We start from the raw sequence: 16,336 nt of genomic DNA, 5'->3' as shown, positions 1-16,336 counted from the left end.
CGACAAGGCAGGCTTGATGCGGGCAGTTCGCGGTCGCGGCGGCTTACTTGCCGGCCCGCTTCTTCTCTTCCTTGGCCGCCTTCTTTTCCTTCATGGTCTTGGCCGGTTTCTTCTTCTCGCTTTTCTTCGAATCCATACCCTTGCTCATGTCGTTTCCTCCATTGGCCTAGAGACCATTAAGTGCCGCGTCGAGCGACTTAAGTTGCCGCAGCTTGATCGATAACGAGATAGCGGAGGTTAAATGCGACGTGGACCCACGCTCGAACGCAGCGGCAGTGGGTTTACCACCGACGCCTGCGCTGTTTTTTTACTAGCCGCCGCTGGGGTACTTCAGCAACAAGGCCTTGAAGCGCGGCTCGTCGCGCAACGGATCCCAGTTCGGATCGAGCCGCAGCGACGCACCCGAAATAATGCCGCCCGTCGGCATCGACAGCACACGATCGAGCAGGGCGATGGCCTGGTCGTGCTGACCGACGCGCATATAAAGCTGCGCCTGACAGGCGAGCATATCCGCGCCGGTGAGGACATCCTTGGTGACTGGCATCAAGGCGACGGCACGCTCGCCCTCAGCAACGGCTTCGGCCTTTTGCCCGAGGCCGGCATAAGCAAAGCCCAGGGCGAGATGCAGGTCAGGATCCTCCGGCCGTTCGACAAGGGCGGCGCGTGCGTTTGCCGCAACTTCGGTAAAGGCTGCGATCGCCTTGGCCGTGTCGCCGTCCGACTGCGCGGCCCAAGCAATATAGAGGCGCCGTGGCAAGACAATATTGTCCGGATCGTCCCAGTTCTCGTTCTTGTCCGCCTCGGCAATCTTGATGGCTCCCGCGTAATCGCGCGCCAGCGAGCGCTCGAAATACATGCCCATGACGTTGCCGGCGTAGGCATTGCTCCCCGGCGACAACGCCGCAAGCGCAGTGCGCAGCGGTGCCAGATCGCCCTTCCACATCAGCGTATTGAAGGCCAGAGTCACGCGCGCGCCGGCGGGGTTGCGACTCAACGCAAGCGCGGAGGCATAAGCCCGGTCGGCATCCGCATAGCGATGCATGCTCTGATAGGTCACGCCGAGCTGGTTGAACGCAAATTCGCTATGCGGATCAAGTACGGTGGCTGAGCGAAACAGCGACACGGCCTCGTCCCAGCGTCCCTGACGCCTGGCAACTGCAGCGATGAGGAGTTCGACTGTGGCGCTGTTGGGCAACGCCTGCCGGGCCAGCTCCAACTGGTTGGTGGCAGCGACGTAATCCCGATGCCCCCAGTAGTGATACAGGCCCAAGGCGTAATGTCCCTGCCCCAGCTTCGGCTGCAATGTCAGGGCGCGATCGGCGGCGGTCTTCGCTTCTACCAGCCGCTCGTTCGTGCGATCGGGTCCAAAGAAATACATCTGCATGTTGGCACGCGCCAGCGCAGCGGCGGCGAGCGCGAAGTGCGGATCTTTATCCAGGGCTTGTTGATACAGCGAGATCGCCATCGGCAATTCGGTCGATGACAGCACGGGATCATCGTAGGCGCGGTTGGCATGCGCACCGGCCTGCAGATACAGATCGTAGGCGGCAGCGTTCGAGGTCGGCGCGGCATCGATGCGTGCAGTCTCAGCCGAGGTCAGGCGCACCTTCAGGGCCTCCGCCACGTTTTGCGCCACTTCGCCTTCCACATTGAAAACGTCGTCAAGCGTGCGCGTGTAGGCTTTGGCCCAGAGATGGTTGCCGCTGGCGGCATCGATCAACTGCACGTTGATCAGCACCTGATCGCCGACCTTCTGCACGGTGCCCTCGAGCAGGGTCGCCACACCCAGTTCCCGCGCGATGGTTTTCACGTCTTCCGGATGGCTCGGGTACTTCTCTGTCGAGGTGCGCGAGATCACCTTGAGTCCGCCGATGCCCACCAGCTCGGTCAAGATCATGTCTTGCATGCCGCTGGCGAAATACGCGTTGCCCTTGTCGGTGCTGAGATTTTCGAAGGGAAGCACCGCGACCGACTTCAGATCGACCGCCGCCGATGGGTCTGCGGGATGGCGCGCGAACTGGCGGCCGCCGAACAGCAAGGCCGCCACGACAAGCACCGCCACGATCGCGACAGCGACCAGCCTGCCAAATCGACGCGGCTTGCCAGTCCCCGGCGGTGCTGCAGGACTCTCATCCGTTGCCACCGGCGGGGCGGCGTCGCTGGTGCGCGGTGGTACGAAGGCAAGCGCGTCGGCCGGCAAGGGCCGGTCCACTATCAATTCTTCACGCGATGCGGCCGATCGCACATCGGCATCGAGGCGGAAGCCGACGCCATGCACGGTGTGCAGATAGCGACTCTCGTCGCCGCTCTCGCCGAGTGCGTGGCGCAACATCGCGATGACGCGGCTGAGGACGCCGGGCGTGACGTGGCTATGGCCCCACACCTCATCGAGAATCTCATCTCGGCTCAGCACACGGCCAGGCTCTCGTGCCAGCAGCACGAGTACGGCGAACGCCTTGCGCTCGAGCCCGACCTCCTCGCCATCGACGAACAAGCGATGGCCCAGGGTATCGATCTCGACCGTACCGAACGCAATCCACGCAGCAGAGGCGGTCTCTGCAGTCATTGGGTCGACCTCCGTCGCCGCGGCCTGACAGGTTCAGGTTACACCAAGTCAGCTGCAAGCCTCGGTGTGGCTCAGGTGTGGATTTCGTTGTCGGCTCAATAACATTCGGCCGGTGGAACAAGTTAGCGCTGCAACTAATGCAGCGGACGCCTTGCTCAGCGATCCCGCCGCGGCTTCCTCAGCGGATCGAGCAAGGGCTTCAAGCCGTTGTGATCGAGCTCCAGTGCCAGCGCCAGCAGATTGCCCAGATCGCCGGGCGGAAAGCCCTTGCGGGCATACCAGGCGAGATAGGCGCCGGGCAGGTCGGCAATCAGGCGGCCCTGGTATTTGCCATAAGGCATGGTCATGGTGACCAGGCGTTGCAGGTCTTCGGGCTTCATCGGGCGAACAGCTGCGAGCGATCGGCGAAGGCTTTGAACTCCAGCGCATTGCCGCAGGGATCGAGCAGAAACAGGGTCGCCTGCTCGCCGGGCTGGCCCTTGAAGCGGACATGCGGCGCCACGACAAAGCGCGTTCCGCGGGCTTCCAGGCGCTCTGCCAGCGCTTGCCAGTCATCCATCGACAGCACCACGCCAAAGTGGCGCACCGGCACGTCGTCGCCATCCACATCGTGGGCGCTGACGGCGCGCGTCTCTTCGGGCGCCAGATGGGCCACGATCTGGTGGCCATAGAAATCGAAATCCACCCAGCTGTCGCTGGATCGGCCTTCGGGACAGCCGAGCAGTCCGCCGTAGAACGCACGCGCGTTGGCCAGCGAGGTGACCGGAAAGGCGAGATGGAATGGCGGAAGGTCGTGCATGCGACAAGCTCGGCGATAAGGGCCCGGCTTTATTACCACCACGCGGCGGTTTCACAAACTCGCAAAGTTTCGCGTGAAACAGACGGCATGGCGACGGCGTGCCATCTTGCCGTTCAACGTGATGCTGACGCGGTTACGCGGTACCTGTCGAAGTCTTCTGGCGAGCCCGGTGCGCCGCCTGTTTCGCGCGGTTGCCGCACAAGGCCATGCTGCACCAGCGGCGAGCATGGCCACGAGTGTGATCCGCGAAGAGCAAGGTGCAGGTGGGGCCTTCGCAAGCTTTCACGTGCGCGAAGTCTTCATCGCAGACCAGACGCGCCATCGCCTCGGCTATCGGCAAGAGCAAAGCGTCGGACGAATTCCAGCGCCGCTGCTGCGCAAGCGTGAACACCGGCGACTCACGGTGGGACCCGGCGACGATTTCGGCATAGCGCTCGTCGCGCTTGAGCAAGGCATTGAGCGGCTCAAGTTGCGCCAGATCGTCGGCGTGCAACGCATGCCCCTTGTGTTGGCGAACGAAGCCGCGGAACCACTCCCGCAACGCCCTCGCCTGCCCGGCCAGTCGATCAATCTCACCGGGGATCGCGCGCTCGCGCGCCGAGCGCAGCACTTCTTCGGGCACCAGCTGCGCTTGCTCGAGCCAACGCAGCAGCCCTTCGCCGTCTGCCAGCCAATCGACCGGCGTGTCCACCGGGGTGGCCACGGAGTTGAGGAAATCCAGTCCGAGCGAGTCGGCCAGGAAGAGGGCGGGCATGGGCTGTGACATGGGGTTCTCCTGCAGCCAAAGGTAACCGGCTAAATAGTGCTTGACAAGTTACATCACCATTCGTAACCTCCAAATCGAAGTTGAGGTGGTTACGAATATTTCAAGCCAGTTGGCTCAGATTCCTTCGCCACCAAACCCCAGAGGAGTGGACAAAAATGAACGTAACGGCAAAAACGGCAGTGTTGGTCCATGGGGCGTGGGCGGATCCGTCCAGCTGGACGGGCGTGGTCGAGCTGCTCCGCTCAAAGCATATTGATACGGTTACGGTGAGCTTGCCGCTGCTGTCGTTGGCCGGTGATGTCGCGGCATTGGACGACGCGCTGGCGGGCATCCCAGGACAGGTCGTGCTGGTGGGTCACGCCTATGCGGGCGCGGTGATCGCCGCTACTCAGAGCCCCAAGGTAGCGGCACTCGTCTATATCGCCGGTCTGGCGCCGGACGAGGGTGAGACGGTGGCGGAGGTGTTCAACCGCTACCCGCACGACGACAAGGCACCCGCCCTGGCACCGGGCCAGGACGGCCTGTTCTGGTTGCCGGCTGAGGCATTCGCCACCGCGTTCGCGCAACACGCCACGGCGCAGCAACAGCAGGCGCTCGCCGCGTCGCAGCGCCCCATTTCGCCGGCAGCCATTACCGTGCCCGTGGGACGGCCGCTGTGGAAGAACGTGCCGGCCTGGTATCTGGTGGCACAGCACGACCACATGATTCCCGAGAGAACGCAGCGCTTCATGGCCGAGCGCATGCATGCACACACGACGGCGCTGCCCGTCGATCACCTGCCCAGCGTCACGGCGCCCTCAGTGGTTGCCGAGCTGATCGCGGATGCCGTGCGACAGACCGCCTGATCCACCGCCTACCCAGCCCTCTCTTGCCGGTGACATGACATGCGCTCTGATAAACCGTTCGACGCACGTGTGGCTGCTTTCTCCGATGGCGTGATGGCGGTGGTGATCACGCTCATGGTGCTTGAGCTCAAGGCACCCGAAGCCAGCACGTTTTCAGCGCTATGGCCGCTGTGGCCCACCGTGATGAGCTATGCGGTGAGCTACCTGTTTATCGCGATCGTATGGGTCAACCACCGGCATTTGCTGCAATACGCGCGACGGGCGACGCCTCGTCTGGTCTGGGTGAATTTTGCGCACTTGTTCGCGGTGTCGCTGGTGCCGTTCACCACGGCCTGGGTGGCGCGCACTCACCTGGCCGCCGCGCCGGTGGCTGTTTATGCGGCGGTGTTCGTCGGCGTGAATGCGGCCTACCGGGCGTTCGAAGCGGAAGTGCTCACGCAAATGGGCAACACGCAATTGTGTCATGCGATGCAACGCATGGTGCGCCGTCGCTCGTGGGCCACGCTGATCATCTTTGCCGCTGCAACGCTGACGGCGCTGGCCGCCCCGCTGATCAGTTTCGCCATGATTTGCGCGGCCCTGCTGCTCTATCTGCGCCCCGAGCTCCCCACCCGTGGGCGTGCCCACAACCGCGCCGTGCCTATGGCGCCTTGATGCCATTCCCCGCTGAACCCTCATCCCCTTCCAAGGAGTAGTGCCATGTCACACATTCACTATCGCACCGCGTCGGCCGACGGCTTCAATATCTTCTACCGTGAAGCAGGCACGCCGGGTAAGCCCAAGCTTCTGCTGCTGCATGGGTTCCCGAGCTCGGGCCATATGTTTCGCGATCTGATTCCCCTGCTCAGCGACAACTTCCATATCGTTGCGCCCGATCTCCCCGGTTTCGGCCGTTCGGACATGCCGCCGCGCGAGCAGTTCAAGTACACCTTCGACCATCTTGCCGAAGTGATCGACCGCTTCACCGAAGTGATCGGTTTCGACCGCTACGCCGTCTATGTGTTCGACTACGGCGCACCGACCGGCTTCCGTCTCGCCGTGAAACATCCCGAACGCATCACCGGCATCATCTCGCAGAACGGCAATGCCTACGTGGAAGGCTTGAGCGAGGGCTGGAACCCGATTCGCGCGTACTGGGAAAACCCGAACGCGGCAAACTGCGACGCTCTGCGAGCGTTCCTCGCACCGGAGACCACGCGCTGGCAGTACGTCCATGGCGTGCCCGATGAGTCACAGGTGTCGCCCGACGGCATCGCGCTGGACAACTACTACCTGGCCCGCGAAGGCGCACACGAAGTGCAACTGGATCTGTTCCTCGATTACCAGAGCAATGTGGCGCTCTACCCGACTTTCCAGGCGTATTTCCGCCAGCACCAGCCGCGCTTCCTGGCGGTATGGGGGAATCAAGATCCCTTCTTCCTGCCGCCGGGCGCCGAGGCGTTCAAGCGTGATATCCCGCAGGCGCAAGTGAGCTTTTTCGAGACGGGTCATTTCGCGCTGGAAACCCATGCGCGCGAGATCGCCGAGGCCATTCGCAGCTTCTTCGCCTGAGACGGCGCGTGAACACTGACGCCAGGAGCACATCATGTCGCTGAAAACCGCGCTCGTCACCGGAGCCAGTCAAGGCATCGGCCAGGCCACGGCCATTCGATTGGCCAAGGACTTCGAGGCCATCGTGCTGGTCGCGAGAAATCGTGAGCACCTGGCCGAAACGGCTGCGACTGTCGAAGGCTTGGGCGCCAAGGCGTTGATCATCGATCTCGACCTTGCCGAAAAGACTTCCGCAAAAGCCGTGGTCGAGCGAACCCTCTCGACCTTTGGCCGCCTTGATGCCCTGCTCAACATCGCGGGCGCCGTTCCACAGATCGACCTGTTCGACATGACTGACGAACAATGGAACGACGGCATGGCATTGAAGCTGCACGGTGCACGACGCCTCACCATCGAAGCATGGGAGGCGTTGAAGCAATCCAATGGCTCCGTGGTGTTCACCTCCGGCAACTCGGCTATTTTCCCCAAGGCACCGTATGCGGCGGTGGGCACCATCAATGCCGCCATCGCGGCACTCTCGAAGGCGTTCTCCGATCGCGGCATTGCCGATGGCGTGCAGGTCAACAGCGTGTTACCTGGCCCAGTGATGACTGGTCGCCGCCGCTCCTACCTGGAACACTGGGCTCCGCTGCACGACATGACCGTGGCCGAAGCGATGGAACGCTTCCCGCGCGAAGCTGGTATCGCCCGCTACGGCACACCCGAGGAAATCGCGGAACTGATGGCGTTTCTAGTATCGCCGGCCGCCCGATGGATGACGGGCTCCATGTTGCGCATGGACGGCGGTGAGGTGAAATCGGTATAGCCATCGTGGGCGCTCGTTGCGATTTGCATCGAGCGCCACGCCATCGGCCTATCGATCAGTTGTCATCACCACTCAACAGCGATCCCACGATGCCGCCGATCAACCCACCGCCGACGGCCGCACGCCCGCCACCGCCTTCGTTGCTGGGCAGGTACTCGGCAAGTTGATGCGCCAGGCGCGAGATCGGCAACGTCTGCAACCACACCGAGCCGGGGCCGGTCAACGCTGCCAGAAAAATGCCGTCGCCGCCGAAGATGGCGTTCTTGATGCCGGGCACGGTGGTGATCTGAAAACTGACCGACGCCTGGAACGCGCCCACATGGCCGGGGTGGACGCGCAGCGTCTCGCCGGGAGCCAGGTCCTTGCGGATGAGTTCCCCCGACAGTTCAAGCCACGCCGTGCCAGAGCCGCCAACCTTTTGCAGCCTGAAGCCGTCGCCGCCAAAGATGCCCGCACCCAGCGACTGCTGAAAGCCAACGCCGATGGTCACGTCCGGCGTGGCACAAAGAAAACCATGGCGATGCACCAGGTACTCGTTACCCGGGCTCACCGATACCGGCACGATATGTCCTGGCACCTTGGTGGCAAAAGCCACCTCGCCCGGCGACTGCACGGCACGGTATTCGGTCATGAACAAGCTGCCGCCACCGACCACGCGCTTGAACATGCCCATCAGGCCACCGCCGCCGCCCATCTGGGTATGCGTCGTCATCTGGATCGACGCCGTCATCCAGGAAAGCTCTCCGCTCTCGGCAAAGATGCTGTCGTTCGGCTCCAGCCGAACTTCGAGCACCGGCATCACCGTGCCTTGTATACGCGTCTGCATGGGGTGTACTCCTGATCATCAAGGGTAATCAATGGTGTTTTGAGCGCGCCTGCCGAGGGGCACGCGCATTTCAATGGGGTTGTCTGCGTCGCGATCTCACACCTCAAGCCGGTCATCCGGTCGTGCGACCAGGGCATACAGCACGGGCATGAGGAATACGCTGATCAAGAGCCGCGTGAACAGGCCGCTGACGATGACCAGGGCAAACGGCCGCTGCGTATCCGTGCCAACGCCCGTGGCGAGCGCCGCTGGCAGCAGGCCTAGCGCGGCGACCAGGGCCGTCATCATGATCGGACGCAGTCGCAGGATTGCACCCTCGCGTATCGCGTCGGTGAGGCCGGTGCCGCCGCGGCGAAGTTCGTTGACGTAAGAGATATAGACCACCGCGGTCTGCACCGACACACCAAACAACGCCAGGAAACCGATGCCCGACGACACCGAGAAAGGCGTGCCCGTGATCCACAGCGCCACGATGCCACCGACCGGCGCCGACAGCAGCACGCCGAGCACCGTGATGAACGGAAACTTGAAATTGCTGTAGAGCGTGAACAGCAGCAGGAAGATCAAGGCCAGCGTCAGCGGCAAGATCACATTCAACTGGGCACGCGACGCGGTGTACTCGGTGTACTCGCCGCCCCAGTCGAGTCGATAGCCCTGCGGCAGCTTCACCTTGCCGTTGACCTGTTGAATGGCGTCTTCCACGGCGCCCGCCAGGTCCCGGCCCTCTACCGAGAACTGCACGCCGATATAGCGCGAATTGTTCTCGCGGTAGATGAAGGACGCGCCATTGGTTTCGCGGATATCGGCAAACTCCTTCAGCGGAATCTGCTGGCCGCCCGGCGTGGTCACCAGGATATTCTTGATCTCTTCGGGATTGTCGCGGTATTGCTGTTCGAGTCGCACGACCAGATCGAACTGCCGCTCACCTTGCACCACCTGGGTGGCCACGTCACCACCGATGGCCGTCTCGATCACCCCGTTGATGTCGGACACGTTCAGGCCGTAGCGGGCAATCTTTGCGCGATCGATGTTGATGCTCAGGCTGGGTTGTCCCAACTCCTGCACCAAGGTCACATCGCGGATGCCGCGCACGTGTTCAAGCACCTGCTTGATGCTCTTGCCCTTCTGTTCCAGCGTATTGAGGTCGGACCCGAAGACTTTCACCGCCAGCGCGCTCTTCAGGCCGGTCTCCGCTTCATCCACCGCATCTTCGGCCGGCTGCGTGTAGTTGAAGATGATGCCGGGGAAGGCCTGCAATTTCTTGTTGATGGCCTCGATCAAGGCAGCCTTGTTGCGGTAACTGCCAGTCCACTGCGAATAAGGCTTCAAGCCCACGTAGAACTCGACATTGAAGAAGCCCGTCGAATCCGTGCCGTCATCGGGGCGTCCCAGCTCCGACGCGACGGTAGTGACTTCAGGAAACGAGCGCAGCACCTCGCGCACTTGGGGCGTGATCTTCGACGCTTCCTCGAAAGAGATCGTGTAAGGCATGGTAGCGCGCACCCATAGCGCACCTTCGTCCAACTGCGGCATGAACTCCGCACCGATACGCGGTATCAGCAACAGCGACAGGGCCAACACGATGGCCGATGCGATCGCCGTGCCCCACGGGCGCGCGAGGCAGAAGTCGAGCCCCTTCACGTACACCGACTTGATCGCCTCGAACACGCGGCTGCGCCGCTCCTGCACACCCTTGCGCATGAACACCGCACACAGCACCGGCAGCAGGGTCAGCGTGATCACCAGCGAACCGATCAGCGCAAAGATCATCGTGTCGGCCATCGGCTTGAACAGCGTGCCTGACGGGCCGGACAACACATAGATCGGCAGAAAGCTGACGACGATCACCGCCACCGCGTAGAACAGCGGCCGATCCACTTCGGCGGCGGCGTCGCGGATGATGTCCTTTACGTTGAGCGGCGTGCCGCGGCGCTCGGCGATCTGACGGAAGATGTTCTCCACCATCACCACGGCCGCATCGACCAGGATGCCGAAGTCCACGGCGCCGATCGACAACAGATTCGCGGAGGCGCCCTGCAGGTCAAGGCAGATGAAGGCGAACAGCAGCGCCAGCGGAATGGTGGTAGCGACGATCAAGCCCGCGCGAAAATCGTAGAGAAAGAAGATCAAGATCACCACGACCAGCAACATGCCGCGCAGCAGGTTCTCTTCCACGATCTTGGTAGTCAGCGTAATCAGATCGGTGCGGTCGTAGAAGGGAACGACCTTCACGTCCTTGGGCAGGATCTCGTCGTTGAGTTGTTGGGTCTTGGCTTCGACCCGCTTCAGCACGTCCTGGGTCTTTTCACCCGTGCGCAACAGGATCACGCCTTCCACGGCATCGTCCTGTTTCTCGTAGCCGAACTCGCCCAGGCGCGGCGCGATGCCGATGACGACGCGCCCCACGTCTTTCACCAACACCGGAACGCCATCGTGCACCGCGACCACCACGTTGCCGATGTCCTCCAGCGTTTCCACACGGCCCGCGCCGCGCACGTAATAGAACTGGCCGCCCTGCGAATAGAAACCGCCGCCCGCGTTGGCATTGTTGGCCGACAGCGCAGCTTCCACCTGCACCGCGGACAGGCCGACCGCGGCGATCTTGGTCTGGTCCAGCAACACCTGATACTGCATGGTGCCGCCGCCGAATCCCGAGTCATCCGCCACGCCGGGGACGGACCTGTACTGCGGTTCGACCGTCCAATCCTCGAGTGTCTTGAGCTCCATCGGCGAGCGATCGGTGCTCTGCAATACGTAGCGATAGATCAGGCCCGAAGGCGCCGACAGCGGCGATACCGACGGCGTCACGCCGCTGGGCAGGCTCAGGTCGCCGAGGCGATTGAAAACCTCCTGGCGGGCGAAGTTGTTGTCCGTGCCCGTCTCGTAGGTGAGGATGACGTCGGACAAGCCGTAGAGCGAAATCGAGCGCGTCGTGGTGGTCTTGGGCACACCGTTCATGCCCAGCTCCACCGGCACGGTGATCAGCCGCTCTACTTCCTCGGCGGTGTGCCCGGGCCACTGCGTGATGATTTCCACGATGGGCGGCGAGAGATCGGGATACGCATCCACCGGCAAACGCCGCAGCGAATGCGCACCCGCGCCAGTCAGCAGCAGGGTCATCAGGATGACGAGAAACGGCTGGCCCAGCGACGCGGACACAATCCGGTTCATCATCGACGCCGTTCGCGACGGTGATACGGCAGGAGGAAGTTGATCGCTCATTGGTTTTGCATGAACTGCACGAAGATGCCGCCATCCACCACGACCTGCTCGCCCGCCTTCAGGCCGGCGGGGATATCGAACTGGTCGCCGGTGCGATGCCCCAGGGTCACGGATCGCCGTGCGTAGCTGCCGTCCGACTGGGCGACGTAGACAAACGGCAGGTTCTCGTCGTCGCGCAGCAATGCCGACACCGGCACCAGCAATCCATTGGTGGGCTGCCGCGAACGAATTTGCACGGCGACGTATGCCTGCTTCTTCAGCAGGCCTTGCGGGTTCTCCACCACCACGCGAGCCGGCACGAGCCGCGTGTCTGAATTCACCAGCGCCGAGATCTTCGTGACCGTGCCCGTCAGGTGCTTTGCGTCGACCCCAGTGCTCACGTCGGCAGGGTCGCCCACGCTCACGGAAGCGACGTCGGAGTCCGCGACCTGTGCCATCACCCACACGCGCGACATATCCGCCACGGTAAAACACGGCGTGGTGCCGGCCTGAAGGAGCTGGCCGGGCGTGATCTGCCTATCCACCACGGTGCCGGCGATCGGCGAGCGGATCACCCCGCCGATGGGCGCAATCGCCTGGCCTTGCTCGACGGCCTTGATGACCTTCGGGTCGACATTCAGTGCGACCAGCGCTTTCAACGCAGCGTCGGCATCCGCGTCCGCGTTGGCCGCATCGGCTTGCGCCTGGTCCTCTTCGCGCTTGGCAACGCCTTGGTGCTCGACCAGATCCTTTTCCAGGTCGGCAAGTCGGCGCGCCGTGTGTGCGGTGGTCAACGCCTTGCGATACGCAGCGATCGCCGCGGCGAAATCGGGCGAATCCACCTGGGCCAGCGGATCACCTTTGTTGACGTGATCACCGATGTCGACCAGCAGGCGCGCGACTGGGCCGGAGAACGGCGCGAGCACCGCCGTGGCCTGCTCGTTGTTGAAATCCACCGAGCCGGTCGCATCGATCGTTCGCTGGTACTGGGAACGCTCGACGGCGGCGAGGCGGACGTGTTTGCGCTGATCCGCTGTCAGCGTGACATTGGCGGGCGTGACGGAAGCGGCCGCTGCACCGTCATCGGATTTGCTGGAGCAGCCGGCCATCAATCCGCCAGCCGAGAGCAGCAGAGCCATGATGGAAAGGCGGACGCAGACTTTCCCGCGCCACTCGAAAGGCGCTCCCCGAAACGCGTTATTTTTCATTTTTGTCCTGGGCTAGATCCGCGCGATTCCACCAGCCGCCACCGAGCGCCTGAAACAGCGCCGCTGTGTCGGCATAGCGATTGGCCTGTGCTTGCACCCGATTGATTCGCGCCTGCTGATAGGTCTGTTCTGCGTTCAACACCGACAGATAATCCGCGTATCCGGCCTTCCATTGCCGCTGCGACAAATCCAGCGTGCGCCTGGCGGCCTGGTCGGCCGCAGCCGCGGCCTTCAGTCCGGCGGCATCCTGGTCCAGCGCCACCAGCGAGTCGGCGACATTCTGGAAGGCGCTCATCACCGTGCTGCGGTATTGCTCCGCGGCTTGCACGTAGGCTGCCTTGGCGGCGCGCTCCTGGTGCAACAAGGTGCCGCCCTGGAAGATCGGCGCCGTGATATCCGCACCAATGCCCCAGAAACCCGTGCCTGACTTGAACAATTGATTCATCGCCAACGCGGTGCTGCCGGTGTTGGCGCTCAACACGATATTGGGCAGGCGGTTGGCGATGGCGACGCCGATCTGCGCGCTGGCAGCATGCATGTTGGCCTCGGCCTGGAGCACATCGGGGCGCTGCGCCACGAGCGTCGAGGGCAGGCTCACCGGAAGCTCCTGCGGCAACTGCAGGTTGGCCAGGTCGAAGGACAGCTCCGAGGCCTGACTCGGGAACTGCCCCACCAGCACGGCGAGCAGATCGCGTTGCTGCGCCAGCTGCTTGAGCAGCGGCGGCAAGGTGGCGTTGGTTTGCGCCAGCTGCGATTCCTGCGCGGCCAGATCCAGCCCGCTGGCATAACCCTTGGCGGATTGCTCGCGCAGGATTTGCACCATATGCGAGTTGATCTGGACCAGCTCGCGCGTCGCATCCACCTGCGCCTGCAGCGCCGCGAGCTGCACGGCGGCGGCGACCACGTTGGTGCTCAAGGTGATCTGCGTGGCGATCATCTGGAAGCGGACAGCTTGTTCCTGCGCTTGCACCGATTCCACCGTTCGGCGATTCAGGCCGAAAATATCGGGCGCATAAGCGACGCTGACCTGCGGGGTGAACAGGTTGTATTGGAAGGTGTCCGAGTTGGGCGTCGGCGAGATGGTTCCCGATTGCCGCTGGCGGCTGGCTGAGAAACTCGCGGCCACGCTGGGGTAGTAACTGCCACGTTGCGCCAGCACGTTTTCCCTGGCCGCCGACAGCGCAGCCTGCGCCGCCTTCAAGTCGTGGTTGTTGGCCAGGGACTGCTCAATCAATTCGTTGAGCGGCTTGGAGTGGAACAGCGTCCACCAGTCCCCGGGGATATCGCCGCCCGTCGCAAAGCGCTGCGCTTCGCCGCCAGCCACATGCTCGGTCGCGACGGTGCTGGCGACCGGATGGGCGGTGTACTCGCTCACCTCGGGCGCGGCAGGCCGCTTGAAGTCGGGTCCCACCGCGCAACCGGCCATCAACGAGGAGGCCACCATCGCGGCCAGGCACCGATGGCGTAGTTGCAAATGGGCGAACCACGAAACAGGCATAGCCAGATCAACTCTCCCCAGCGGATTCAACGCCCCGGGCGAAAGCGGACCCTCAGCGCCGCCATGAATGCCTGCGCCAAGCCGTGCTTCGTGCCCTCCCCGCGCGGAGATATAGCACAGGCGTGCCGAACATCCTCAGGCCCTCCACCGAAAGTTTTCGCGACGGGCCGGGCCACCTCTGCCCGCCTTATCGCGTCAGCCGCCAGATCACTACGCCGGCAACGATGGCTGGCAGCGCGAAAACCACCAGCAACATCGGCAGCTCATCGCGCAGTGAATAGCCGGCCTTGGCCACGCCCACCCACAAATTGACGATGGACAGGACAAGCCAAAGCGGAAGGAAGGCCTTCGCGGCCATGGCAAGTGCGGCGGGGCCACTACCCCATAGATGTCCAAACAGCAGGAACAACCCGAGCAGAACGATTCCGCCACCAATCACTAGTACGGTGTGCATGACGTCAGACTCCCTTATTTGAGAACGTGTTCGCGATGGGTAATCAGACCTGGCCAACCTTCCAGGCGCCCGTCTTTTCCTGCCAACGGGAAACATTCACGCCGATCACAATAAGCCACAGGCATAGCAATAGCTCGGCGATAAATCCCAGCGCCTTCAGATAGGGCGACAGCGGGCTGGCGAGCGGCGTCAGGAAGATCAGCCAGCCCAGGCCGGCGAGCATCATGAGCACACCGAGAACTCGGGGCAGGAAGGTCGACTTGAAGATGAGATAACCGATCAGCAAGCAGTAGGGACCAAAAAACGCCAGTGGCAGGACGCCGTTGAAGGCGGGACGGAAGACACCCACCGCCGCGATGGCGCACCCCAACAGGCTAAAAAGCGCCGCAAGCAGGGACAGGCCCGCGTGCACCCGCTTGAACATGCGGTAAAAGAGCAGCGTCACGGCGACATAGAGCGCGTAAGCCACCAGCGTAACGGCCTCATAGGCCACCAGTCGCCCCCGACCGACCACCATCTCGGCGGATATGGCCACGAAAAAATAGAGCAGGTAGACCAGGCCGGTCATCCTGGCCCAGAGACGCGGCGAAGCTTCTGCGATCCAATCCGGCATGTCGGCTACCTCGCTTGCTTAGGGTGGTGAATATGGATCCCGAAACTAAACGGCGCCCCTTGCTCGCCAGGACTATGGGTCGGGAGCCTGCACGCTATAGCCGTCGGCTTGCAGCTCACTCATGTAACCACCCGGTGCAATCAGCTCATGCATCGGCAGCACGGCAAAGGTCTGCTTGTTTTTATCAAGCGCATGCTCGGCGCTGCCGATCCAGCTTTTCCTGACACGCCCTTCGATATCGTTGATACCCAGCGCCATGGCGAATTGCGATCCGTCCAGCGTCGACATGCATGAGTCCTGCTGCATTTGCGACAGGATGGATCGCAGCGCGTCGATATCGCCGGTCGCCCAAGCATTCGCGCGCGCCACGGTCTGGGCCAGCCCGTTATCCAGCGCGTCCAGGATCTGCCCCAGACACTGCTGATCATTCATGGACTTGTCACTCAATGTTCGTATCGCCTCGCCTTGATCTTGCAGCACCAGTTGATACGACGTATTGATCCTTGCGACACCATCGCGGCCAGCGGCCTTGTAGACGATCTTCTCCAGATCGTCTTCATCAACCAGACCATAGTGCTTGAGGGCGCTCTCGTAGAGTTCGCGCCCGGCAAGAATGGGCCGCATGCGCTCCACGCGGCGATTGTCGCCAAGATATCTTCCCTTCAGCACCAACCAGCGTTGATAGAGCTGCGGCGTGAGTACGTCCTGCAAGCTCTGTTGCCGGGGATTTTTTTGGAGCTCCCGCAGCGACGGCATCATCGAGCTGTGATAGAAACTCGTACGCACGCCGATCTCCAGACTCGGCAACGTCAAGACCACTTGCGACGCGGCAATCCGGCTTTCGACTTCCGCGGATTTCCACCGCATGTTTTTCGGCAGCGGCGAGGTAAGGCCGAGCACCCACATGACATGGTCGGCCTTGCTCACCTTCCACAGGGCGGGTCCGGGCAGAACGCCGGTCACTACCACCGGCGTGAGCGTTGGTACCGTTTCCGATACCGGCATCGATTGCGCATACGCCAAGCCGCTTATGCAGGCGACCAAGGCCGCAGCACTCAGAACGCCGAGGGTGAGTCGACTTCCTTTCGTCCACCGAAAAATACCAAGTCCGCTGAGCAGCATGGCAATCTCTCTGCGCGAGCACCTCTGTCCGACACTATACGCATGAGCCCGCACGACGCCGTTTTTGCGTCGGCGGGTGTTC

15 protein-coding genes are annotated in these 16,336 nt (G+C 62.7%); 4 read left to right on the top strand and 11 right to left on the bottom strand.

All coding sequences use genetic code 11. The annotated features are described in order from the left end of the window. Nucleotides 1-310 precede the first annotated feature (310 nt). The 4 genes from AC1DMY_RS14265 to AC1DMY_RS14250 all read right to left on the bottom strand — a co-directional run bounded on the left by AC1DMY_RS14265 (nt 311) and on the right by AC1DMY_RS14250 (nt 4,131). Entirely contained in the window at nt 311-2,566 is a 2,256-nt protein-coding gene (locus AC1DMY_RS14265) for a winged helix-turn-helix domain-containing protein (protein WP_477165597.1), read from the bottom strand. Nucleotides 2,567-2,721: 155 nt separating this feature from the next. Further along, nucleotides 2,722-2,946 carry a DUF3820 family protein gene (locus AC1DMY_RS14260; RefSeq protein WP_477165596.1) on the bottom strand — a complete coding sequence of 75 codons (225 nt, stop codon included), beginning with the start codon at nt 2,944-2,946 and terminating at the stop codon, nt 2,722-2,724. Further along, on the bottom strand, nt 2,943-3,365 hold the full coding sequence (locus AC1DMY_RS14255; protein ID WP_477165595.1) for a VOC family protein: 423 nt from the start codon (nt 3,363-3,365) through the stop codon (nt 2,943-2,945). Before AC1DMY_RS14255 ends, AC1DMY_RS14260 begins: the two co-directional genes overlap by 4 nt. Nucleotides 3,366-3,498: 133 nt before the next feature. Further along, a complete protein-coding gene (locus AC1DMY_RS14250) occupies nt 3,499-4,131 on the bottom strand; it encodes a CGNR zinc finger domain-containing protein (RefSeq protein WP_477165594.1) in 633 nt (210 codons plus the stop codon). A 155-nt stretch (nt 4,132-4,286) separates the two neighbouring features. Here AC1DMY_RS14250 and AC1DMY_RS14245 point away from each other — a divergent pair, with 155 nt between their 5' ends. The 4 genes from AC1DMY_RS14245 to AC1DMY_RS14230 are packed head-to-tail and all read left to right on the top strand — an operon-like array spanning nt 4,287 to nt 7,332. Further along, nucleotides 4,287-4,976 carry an alpha/beta fold hydrolase gene (locus AC1DMY_RS14245; protein WP_477165593.1) on the top strand — a complete coding sequence of 230 codons (690 nt, stop codon included), beginning with the start codon at nt 4,287-4,289 and terminating at the stop codon, nt 4,974-4,976. Between the two features lie 39 nt (nt 4,977-5,015). Further along, nucleotides 5,016-5,630, top strand: a complete 615-nt coding sequence (locus AC1DMY_RS14240; protein ID WP_477165592.1) for a TMEM175 family protein — start codon at nt 5,016-5,018, stop codon at nt 5,628-5,630. 45 nt (nt 5,631-5,675) lie between these two features. Then, nucleotides 5,676-6,527 carry an alpha/beta fold hydrolase gene (locus tag AC1DMY_RS14235; protein ID WP_477165591.1) on the top strand — a complete coding sequence of 284 codons (852 nt, stop codon included), beginning with the start codon at nt 5,676-5,678 and terminating at the stop codon, nt 6,525-6,527. Nucleotides 6,528-6,561: 34 nt separating this feature from the next. After that, nucleotides 6,562-7,332, top strand: coding sequence for an SDR family oxidoreductase (locus AC1DMY_RS14230; protein WP_477165590.1), 771 nt, complete (start codon nt 6,562-6,564; stop codon nt 7,330-7,332). Between the two features lie 55 nt (nt 7,333-7,387). Here AC1DMY_RS14230 and AC1DMY_RS14225 read toward each other — a convergent pair whose 3' ends face one another. The 7 genes from AC1DMY_RS14225 to AC1DMY_RS14195 form a co-directional block, all read right to left on the bottom strand. Next, entirely contained in the window at nt 7,388-8,158 is a 771-nt protein-coding gene (locus tag AC1DMY_RS14225) for a TIGR00266 family protein (protein WP_477165589.1), read from the bottom strand. Between the two features lie 96 nt (nt 8,159-8,254). Then, the gene (locus AC1DMY_RS14220) at nt 8,255-11,332 is read right to left on the bottom strand and encodes an efflux RND transporter permease subunit (RefSeq protein WP_477165588.1); all 3,078 of its coding nucleotides are present in this window, start codon (nt 11,330-11,332) and stop codon (nt 8,255-8,257) included. A 44-nt stretch (nt 11,333-11,376) separates the two neighbouring features. Then, a complete protein-coding gene (locus AC1DMY_RS14215) occupies nt 11,377-12,498 on the bottom strand; it encodes an efflux RND transporter periplasmic adaptor subunit (protein ID WP_477165587.1) in 1,122 nt (373 codons plus the stop codon). A gap of 58 nt (nt 12,499-12,556) precedes the next feature. Further along, a complete protein-coding gene (locus tag AC1DMY_RS14210) occupies nt 12,557-14,065 on the bottom strand; it encodes an efflux transporter outer membrane subunit (RefSeq protein ID WP_477165586.1) in 1,509 nt (502 codons plus the stop codon). Between the two features lie 187 nt (nt 14,066-14,252). Then, nucleotides 14,253-14,519 (bottom strand): hypothetical protein, encoded by a 267-nt coding sequence (locus AC1DMY_RS14205; RefSeq protein WP_477165585.1) that lies wholly within the window; start codon nt 14,517-14,519, stop codon nt 14,253-14,255. 43 nt (nt 14,520-14,562) lie between these two features. Further along, on the bottom strand, nt 14,563-15,132 hold the full coding sequence (locus AC1DMY_RS14200) for a DUF4386 domain-containing protein (RefSeq protein WP_477165584.1): 570 nt from the start codon (nt 15,130-15,132) through the stop codon (nt 14,563-14,565). 72 nt (nt 15,133-15,204) lie between these two features. Further along, nucleotides 15,205-16,254 carry a TraB/GumN family protein gene (locus AC1DMY_RS14195; RefSeq protein WP_477165583.1) on the bottom strand — a complete coding sequence of 350 codons (1,050 nt, stop codon included), beginning with the start codon at nt 16,252-16,254 and terminating at the stop codon, nt 15,205-15,207. Nucleotides 16,255-16,336: the final 82 nt, after the last annotated feature.

This window comes from Dyella sp. 01L423, assembly GCF_056399945.1.
This window is presented reverse-complemented; position numbering and strand designations above follow the sequence as displayed.

Excerpts from the sequence above, each read along its gene's own strand:
- AC1DMY_RS14220 (WP_477165588.1), bottom strand. The coding sequence starts at position 11,332 with ATGATGAACCGGATTGTGTCCGCGTCGCTGGGCCAGCCGTTTCTCGTC.
- AC1DMY_RS14225 (WP_477165589.1), bottom strand. The coding sequence starts at position 8,158 with ATGCAGACGCGTATACAAGGCACGGTGATGCCGGTGCTCGAAGTTCGG.
- AC1DMY_RS14200 (WP_477165584.1), bottom strand. The coding sequence starts at position 15,132 with ATGCCGGATTGGATCGCAGAAGCTTCGCCGCGTCTCTGGGCCAGGATG.
- AC1DMY_RS14265 (WP_477165597.1), bottom strand. The coding sequence starts at position 2,566 with ATGACTGCAGAGACCGCCTCTGCTGCGTGGATTGCGTTCGGTACGGTC.
- AC1DMY_RS14235 (WP_477165591.1), top strand. The coding sequence starts at position 5,676 with ATGTCACACATTCACTATCGCACCGCGTCGGCCGACGGCTTCAATATC.
- AC1DMY_RS14260 (WP_477165596.1), bottom strand. The coding sequence starts at position 2,946 with ATGAAGCCCGAAGACCTGCAACGCCTGGTCACCATGACCATGCCTTAT.
- AC1DMY_RS14255 (WP_477165595.1), bottom strand. The coding sequence starts at position 3,365 with ATGCACGACCTTCCGCCATTCCATCTCGCCTTTCCGGTCACCTCGCTG.
- AC1DMY_RS14250 (WP_477165594.1), bottom strand. The coding sequence starts at position 4,131 with ATGTCACAGCCCATGCCCGCCCTCTTCCTGGCCGACTCGCTCGGACTG.
- AC1DMY_RS14215 (WP_477165587.1), bottom strand. The coding sequence starts at position 12,498 with ATGGCTCTGCTGCTCTCGGCTGGCGGATTGATGGCCGGCTGCTCCAGC.
- AC1DMY_RS14205 (WP_477165585.1), bottom strand. The coding sequence starts at position 14,519 with ATGCACACCGTACTAGTGATTGGTGGCGGAATCGTTCTGCTCGGGTTG.
- AC1DMY_RS14195 (WP_477165583.1), bottom strand. The coding sequence starts at position 16,254 with ATGCTGCTCAGCGGACTTGGTATTTTTCGGTGGACGAAAGGAAGTCGA.
- AC1DMY_RS14230 (WP_477165590.1), top strand. The coding sequence starts at position 6,562 with ATGTCGCTGAAAACCGCGCTCGTCACCGGAGCCAGTCAAGGCATCGGC.
- AC1DMY_RS14210 (WP_477165586.1), bottom strand. The coding sequence starts at position 14,065 with ATGCCTGTTTCGTGGTTCGCCCATTTGCAACTACGCCATCGGTGCCTG.
- AC1DMY_RS14245 (WP_477165593.1), top strand. The coding sequence starts at position 4,287 with ATGAACGTAACGGCAAAAACGGCAGTGTTGGTCCATGGGGCGTGGGCG.
- AC1DMY_RS14240 (WP_477165592.1), top strand. The coding sequence starts at position 5,016 with ATGCGCTCTGATAAACCGTTCGACGCACGTGTGGCTGCTTTCTCCGAT.